Genomic DNA, 6,729 nt, shown 5'->3' with positions numbered 1-6,729 from the left:
GCCCGTACCACCGGCATCGAGCTCGAGTTGGCAATCGTGCTCGATGTGACCGGCCGGTTGTTCGACGAAAGCCGCGCGCTCGAACTCGCCGGCCGCATCAAACCCGATCTCTCCATACGGCTGGCCAGGCGGTTGATCACCACGAATACGCTGCTCGGCGTCAATTCCAGGGATAAGCTTGGTTCGCGCCTACGCCGCGACGCCTTCCGCTGGATCCAACGGCTGGCCAGGGCGAGAGCAATTCCAGGAAAAGTGTGAGACGTTCTCTCCCGGAAAAGCGTCGCGCCATCACCTCAGGTCGGAAAGTGATGGCGCTCTTGGCTTGGCCGCTTTGAGTCTTTAGCCTGCGTCGGGAAGCACACGACGAAGGATTGAGGAATTTGGCCGATCTCAATACCCACATTGCGAATGCTGCGCGTGATCGGAGTTCCCCGCGAGTCGTCGCGGTCCTTACGACACGGAACGAAGAACGGTTCGTCGCCGGATGTCTCGAGAACCTCTTTCGTCAAGGCGTACAGGTCTACATCTGCGACAATCAGTCGACGGACCGAACGCTTGAGATTGCCCAGCGCTACTGCGGAGCCGGATTGATAGGATTCGAAACCATCCCGCATAACGGCTGGTATTGCTGGGAGCACCTTCTTCGTCGCAAAGAGGAACTGTTTCAGTCGCTCGAAGCAGACTGGTTCATGCATGTTGACGCTGACGAGATCCACCTTCCGCCGACTTCGTACTCATCGTTGGTCTCCGCCATTGCGGCAGCCGACGCACTCGGCTTCAATGCGATCGAATCTTCCGAGTTTACGTTCATTCCTACCAGAGAAGCTCCCGATCACGACAATCCCGATTATCAACACACGCTGCGCACCTACTACCCGTTCCGGCCAACCTCCCCACACTGCGTCCGTGCCTACAAGAAACAGGACGGCCCCATGGAGATTGCGTGGTCAGGCGGCCATCTCGTACGGTTCGCGGGTCCGGTGAGGCTTTACTCCGAGCGTTTTCGCATGAAGCACTATCTGTTCCTTAGCGCAGAGCACGCCGCATGCAAGTATGCTGGCCGCCGGTTTCTGAGCGAAGAGGTCATTGGTCGTGGCTGGCACGGATGGCGACCCCGCTTGCGATCAGAGGATATTCTGCTGCCGGACGCCAGCCAGGTGCGCGCCAGCGCGACGGACGACGATCTGGACGAGGCCAATCCATGGTCGGCGCACTGGCTTGAGCGGTACGCCTCGTGAATGAGGTACACCTCCCCCGCGTCCTGGCGATCGCGGATCGACCCGGCTGGGCGATTGATCGCAAGACCCAAAATCTCCGGCGCGTGCTGGAAAGAAGGTTCGAGATCGTCCAACGATTTCAACATGATGTGACTGAGTCGGACGTGAACACGGCGGACATCGTGCTCATCTTCTATTGGCTCCAGATCTCGAAGCTGCCCCTGCCGGAATCGGCCCTCGCCAGGCGGTCTGACAGGCTGCTCATCGGGATCTGCAGCCACAGAGAGCTGGAGGGCGAATTCCGCGAGCCCGGGCTCGCCGCCCTGCACCGGCTGGCGCGCGCTGTCTTTGTCAACAATCGGCAGCTCGAGCACGAATACGGTCCTCTACTGCGTGTTCCGGTCCACTACACGCCCAATGGAGTCGACACGACGTTCTTTTGTCCCGCACAAGAGCCACAACCCGGTTCTGGCGAGCTCCGTGTCGGATGGGCGGGAAGTCTCGGCAACCATGGTCCAGCACATCGCGGCTTCCACGACGTCATCGAGCCCGCGGTAGCGGCCGTGCCGGGCGCGCGCCTACTGACGGCGATTCGCGAGCAACGCTGGCGTAGCCATGACGAGATGCCCGGCTTCTATCGGGATCTCGACGTTTATGTCTGCGCCAGCCTCAGCGAAGGCACTCCCAATCCTTGCTTGGAGGCGGCGGCGTGCGGTGTCCCTTTGGTGACCACCCGTGTGGGAAACATGCCCGAGCTGATTCGGGATGGCGACAACGGGCTGTTCTTCGATGGAACTGCGGAGGGGCTTGCGAACAAGCTAGCCTTGTTGCGGGACACGCCATCGCTCCGGTCGAGGATGGCCGCCCGCATGATCGAGACGATCCAAGAGTGGGATTGGGGCGTGCAGGCGGAGAACTACGCGCGCATGTTTGCCTCGTTGCTTACTGCGGGCGGAGCTGTCGGGCCCATGAGATGAGCGGCTTCGGGTGTGCCCTGCCAAACCTGACCTTTGTAGCGCCATTCGAGTTTTCCCGGACCCTTGCTCTTCCGTACCTCGCGCAGCAAGGATAACGAGGCGGCGCTGCGCTGAAATCGTTGTTTTTGCGCAAAACTGCGAAGTAGAAGCACTCCGAAACACGCTATCCCCACGCCCTTGGGAACAAGGAATAGCGGCCCCACGTTGCCTGGGGTATTCAGTCCCGAGTCGTCAGAGCGGCGCTGATCAGTGCCGCAGCGTCAGCCGGGCGCGCGCCCACCTCCAACCGGAAGGTCGGCACCGCATTGACCACCCCGGCGATGGTCGCCAGCCGGCGTTTCTGCATCGGCAGCAGCCCGGTCATACCGGTGCGGACGTTGTCCACCGCCAGTGCCACCATTGCGTCGGTGCCGGCCATGGCGACGAGCCGGCTCTGGCTTCCGGCGGAACGCGCCAGGTGCAGAAGGGCCGCCACCGGCCGGGCGGACGCGTTTTCCACCCGGATGATATCCTCCAGCCGTTCTAGCGAGATGGGCTGTTCGCCATTGCGATCCCAGGTCTGGCCAAGGCAGGGCGCCACCTGCGGGATCATCTCCGCGGTCTTCCGATGGATCTTGACGGCGCGCGGCAGACCCCAGGCGACGACCTTGCCCGAAGTGGCATGCACGATCATGGCGTCGTCGGAGCAGAGGCCAAAGCCCTGTATTGCCAGCGCGAGTGACGTCGTGGTCTTGCCGGTGCCGCTCGGAGCATGGATCAGCACCACCGCATCGCTGTCCGGCAACGTCAAGCCGGCAGTGTGCAGCATATGCTGGCCACCGGCGTCGAGCGCGGCGTCGAGCACCAGCATTGCCGGTGTCCACGCGGCTTTCGCGCCAGGGCGGATCCGGAGTTCGGCCCAGCCCGCCACGCCGTTGATGGCAACGGTCTGACGCTCGGGAAAGACCAGATGGATGATACCACTATCCTCGAACATCCGGCAGGGACCATCCTCCGGCACCTCGCCATCGAAGACGAGGGATCCGTTGGGTGCCTCGTCCAAGGTGTCTGTCTCGGCGATTTCGAGACGAAAGTCCGGCTCGACGGGTTCCGCGATACGCAGGCTGCCCAGCATCCGGTCGAAATCCTGCCACAGCTCCGGGCGCTCGGCCGATATGCCAAGGATCAGGCCGTTGAGGCCATAGCAGGCTGAAGGTCTGGTCAAGCGGGACGCGCCTTTATGGCATCGGCATGATGACGATAGATTTCGACCATGCCGGGAAGCTTGTCGCTGACCACCGGCCTGCCATCGAGGCAGACCCAGCAATGCGCTGCCAGGCGCTGCGCTTGCATCGACTGCGGATCGATGCCGAAGCGCAGGTCTGGATCGAAGCCGGCCAGGCGCAGGAAACGATGACCTAGCAGACCCTCCCTCAGGCACCTGCGGTCACGCATCAGCCAGGGACGGCGGACGGCGCGGTTGACGCTGGCGACTATGTAGGCGGACGGCAGACCGCGATAGGGCGTCGACGAGGCGAGCGGCGCCCATTCGAGCACCTCCTCGAAGCTCCGGTTGATGACCAAGACCGGCATCAGCCGCGCGCTTGCCCAGAGATGGCAGCGAAACAGAGCGCGCAGGAGCGGGCCGTCAGTCATCAAGCACCTGGCGCGGCGAGGATACCTTCAGAGATCAGATCCGCGGCCAGTGCCGCCATGTCCTGATCGAGCGTCCCCTTGTCGACCTCGAACTCCTCGCAAAGCAGATCGACGATCTGGTCGAGGTTGCGCGCGCCGTCCACCTTGCCGAGAAAGGCTTCGGTCGTGCCGTTGCATGTATAAAGCTGGCCGCTGCGCGCCAAAAGCACGACTGCGCCATCGCCCACATGCTGCACCGAGGCATCCTCGGCCAGCCGCAGAACGGTTCCAGAGACTATTTCCACCACGCCCCTCCAAGCCACGCTCATCCCGGAAATCAGATAGCGCGGAGGTGGAGCGCTGTCTATCAGCCGATCATGGGAGCCCAGTGCACGGACCAACGGCTTTGCTGACGGATTCTCCGCGCCAGTCGCGTTAGAACCTGCTCGGTTGCGTCTTCCCGGCCGCATTCGTCCCAGAAATAGTCATCGATGAAATGTGACAAGCAGCGGGCCTGCCGGCAGCGGACGTTGCATTTCTTCCCCTAAGTAAGGTAAAACCTGTCTGGGTATTGGGGAGATAGCGTATGCGTTACAATTGGGAGCGGGCTCCGACGAGCTTCGAACGTCACAGAAAAGCGCTGGCCACAGCCATTTTGATCGCTGGCGGCATTGGCCTCATGCTTGTGGCCCTGCCGATCTAGAAACAACCTTCAGACACAGCGGCTGCCGGCGCCTGGGCGTAACCTCTCAGCGTGGCTGCCCGGCCACCGCGAGGAAGCGGCGATCGCGCCCCTCGAAACCCTGGCTGAAACGCTGCACCAGCACAACGATCACCGCCGGCTTGCCGGCCGGGGTGAGTTCGTAGGATTCCGACAGGCTGTAGGAGGTCGGGCAGTTTCTTGAGCCCGGCACGGTCTTGTCCTCGTGCAGGATTTTGAACGGCTTGCCATCCTGGCCTTGCAGCGTCAGCCGGAAGCCGAGGGCCTTGCCCGCCTTCTCACCCTGAAGTGGCTTTTCCTCTTGAAGTAGCTGGTCGCCTTGCCGCGTCACATCGAAACTCGCCGAACAATCGCTCGTGCTGGCCGCCAGGATTTCGTCGAGCTGGATGGTCGAAATGCCTGTTTCGCCATGGAGCGGCGCCAGCCATTTCTGCGACACCTGCTCGAGGTGAGAAATGTCGTTGTAGGCAACCATTTCGCCCGGAAAGGTGAACTTGTCGGAAGCCGCCTGCTCGGCTGGGGATGTGATGGCATATTGGGCGAGAATGGGCGCCGCCTGAGCGGCGGCCTGCGCCCTCGCCTGCTCCAGCGTCAGTGTCGCCTCCTCCGTCTCGTCGACGACGAGGATCGGCTTACCGCCAACGAGCTGATCCGTGCGGGTATCGATGATGTCTATCTGCGACCAGCCAGAGTCCGAGGCGCCGGCGTCGAGCGTTCATATTGCTCGAAGGCGAAATAAGCGCCATCCGGCGAAAAGCCGATGATGTGCCGTGCCGCGGCATCGCCAGCCTGAGCGGTTCCAGCGGAGATCGCGAGCACGACACCCATGACCAATGGGAGCGCAAGGCGCCCGATGATCCGCACAGCAGCAAACATCCCCACTCCAATCTGGAATCGCAATTTCATAGCTGCTTGCCCCCAAGCGCCAGGTCGATATCGGCCGTACAATGGCGTGCATTTGCGGCCAAGGGTAGAGCGCGCTATCTGGAGGGAAGAAAATCATTCCTGGGGAGGTATGGATGGCTTCACGCTATCACGAGGTCTATGAAGGCTGGAAACGCGACCCGGAACGCTTCTGGGCGGACGCAGCCGGCGCCATCGACTGGTATTCGCCCTGGGACAAGGTGTTCGACGCCACGGCTGGCGTCTATGGCCGCTGGTTCACCGGCGCCACCTGCAACACCTGCTACAACGCCATCGACCGCCATGTCGCGGGCGGGCGCGCCGACCAGATCGCGCTGATCCATGACAGCGCGATCACAGGAACGATCAGGAAGTTCACCTATGCCGAGTTGAAGCGCGAGGTGGTTGCACTCACCTCGGTGCTGAAGAACCGTGGTATTCGTAAGGGTGACCGCGTCATCATCTACATGCCGATGGTGGCCGAGGCGGCCATCGCCATGCTGGCCTGTGCCCGCATCGGCGCCGTGCATTCGGTGGTCTTCGGCGGCTTTGCCTCGCATGAGCTTGCCACCCGCATCGACGACGCCAGGCCGAAGCTGATCATTTCGGCATCCTGCGGCCTGGAGCCAGGCCGCGTCGTCGCCTACAAGCCGTTGCTCGACAAGGCGATAGAGATTTCCCGCCACAAGCCGGACGCCTGCCTGATCCTGCAGCGCGACCAATTGCGCTGCGAGCTGAAGGAGCATTTCGACATCGACTACGCCGATGCCGTCGCCCGCGAACGGGCAGCGGGCGCCAATGTCGATTGCGTGCCGGTGCTGGCCACCGATCCGCTCTACATCATCTACACATCGGGCACGACCGGCCAGCCCAAGGGCATCGTGCGCGACAATGGCGGCCATATGGTCGCGCTGAAATGGACGATGGAAAACGAGTTCGGCGTCAAGCCGGGCGAGGTGTTCTGGGCGGCGTCCGATGTCGGCTGGGTGGTCGGCCATTCCTACATCGTCTACGGACCGCTGCTGCATGGCTGCACAAGCATCCTGTTCGAAGGCAAGCCTGTGGGCACGCCCGATGCCGGCACCTACTGGCGGGTGATAGCGGAGCATGGTGTCGTAGCCCTTTTCACCGCACCGACCGCGTTCCGCGCCATCAAGGGGCAGGACCCGAAGGGCGAGTTCATTGCGAAATACGACCTCTCGAAGTTCCGCACGCTGTTTCTTGCCGGCGAGCGCGCCGACCCGGAAACCATCAAATGGGCGGAGCAGAAGCTGAATGTGCCTGTGGTCGACCATTG

At 62.4% G+C, this 6,729-nt stretch carries 8 protein-coding genes and 1 pseudogene; 4 read left to right on the top strand and 5 right to left on the bottom strand.

The window, feature by feature from the left end:
- From EN893_RS12980 to EN893_RS12970, 3 genes and pseudogenes are all read left to right on the top strand, one after another.
- Positions 1-258: pseudogene (locus EN893_RS12980) on the top strand (hypothetical protein); the annotation flags it as partial.
- Between the two features lie 122 nt (positions 259-380).
- Entirely contained in the window at positions 381-1,238 is an 858-nt protein-coding gene (locus EN893_RS12975) for a glycosyltransferase family 2 protein (RefSeq protein ID WP_236383302.1), read from the top strand.
- A complete protein-coding gene (locus tag EN893_RS12970; RefSeq protein WP_127269704.1) occupies positions 1,235-2,194 on the top strand; it encodes a glycosyltransferase family 4 protein in 960 nt (319 codons plus the stop codon). The genes EN893_RS12975 and EN893_RS12970 overlap by 4 nt, the downstream gene beginning before the upstream one ends.
- Positions 2,195-2,411: 217 nt before the next feature.
- Here the strand turns inward: EN893_RS12970 and EN893_RS12965 are convergent, their stop codons facing one another.
- The 5 genes from EN893_RS12965 to EN893_RS39200 all read right to left on the bottom strand — a co-directional run bounded on the left by EN893_RS12965 (position 2,412) and on the right by EN893_RS39200 (position 5,405).
- Positions 2,412-3,398 carry a serine kinase gene (locus EN893_RS12965; protein WP_127269702.1) on the bottom strand — a complete coding sequence of 329 codons (987 nt, stop codon included), beginning with the start codon at positions 3,396-3,398 and terminating at the stop codon, positions 2,412-2,414.
- A complete protein-coding gene (locus EN893_RS12960; RefSeq protein ID WP_127269700.1) occupies positions 3,395-3,829 on the bottom strand; it encodes a lasso peptide biosynthesis B2 protein in 435 nt (144 codons plus the stop codon). Before EN893_RS12960 ends, EN893_RS12965 begins: the two co-directional genes overlap by 4 nt.
- Complete coding sequence (locus EN893_RS12955) at positions 3,829-4,116, bottom strand: PqqD family protein (protein WP_164748961.1); 288 nt, start codon at positions 4,114-4,116, stop codon at positions 3,829-3,831. Before EN893_RS12955 ends, EN893_RS12960 begins: the two co-directional genes overlap by 1 nt.
- A gap of 441 nt (positions 4,117-4,557) precedes the next feature.
- A complete protein-coding gene (locus tag EN893_RS12950) occupies positions 4,558-5,196 on the bottom strand; it encodes a DUF2259 domain-containing protein (RefSeq protein ID WP_236383307.1) in 639 nt (212 codons plus the stop codon).
- 5 nt (positions 5,197-5,201) lie between these two features.
- A complete protein-coding gene (locus EN893_RS39200; RefSeq protein ID WP_236383301.1) occupies positions 5,202-5,405 on the bottom strand; it encodes a hypothetical protein in 204 nt (67 codons plus the stop codon).
- Between the two features lie 143 nt (positions 5,406-5,548).
- Here EN893_RS39200 and EN893_RS12945 point away from each other — a divergent pair.
- A partial coding sequence (locus EN893_RS12945) for an AMP-binding protein (protein ID WP_164900832.1) occupies positions 5,549-6,729 on the top strand: 1,181 nt, incomplete at its 3' end.

Source organism: Mesorhizobium sp. M7A.F.Ca.CA.004.04.2.1, assembly GCF_004022825.1.
Lineage (GTDB): Bacteria > Pseudomonadota > Alphaproteobacteria > Rhizobiales > Rhizobiaceae > Mesorhizobium.
This window is presented reverse-complemented; position numbering and strand designations above follow the sequence as displayed.

Bases quoted from the DNA above. Each gene is read 5' to 3' on its own strand.
- EN893_RS12960 (WP_127269700.1), bottom strand. From the start codon at position 3,829: ATGACTGACGGCCCGCTCCTGCGCGCTCTGTTTCGCTGCCATCTCTGG.
- EN893_RS39200 (WP_236383301.1), bottom strand. From the start codon at position 5,405: ATGTTTGCTGCTGTGCGGATCATCGGGCGCCTTGCGCTCCCATTGGTC.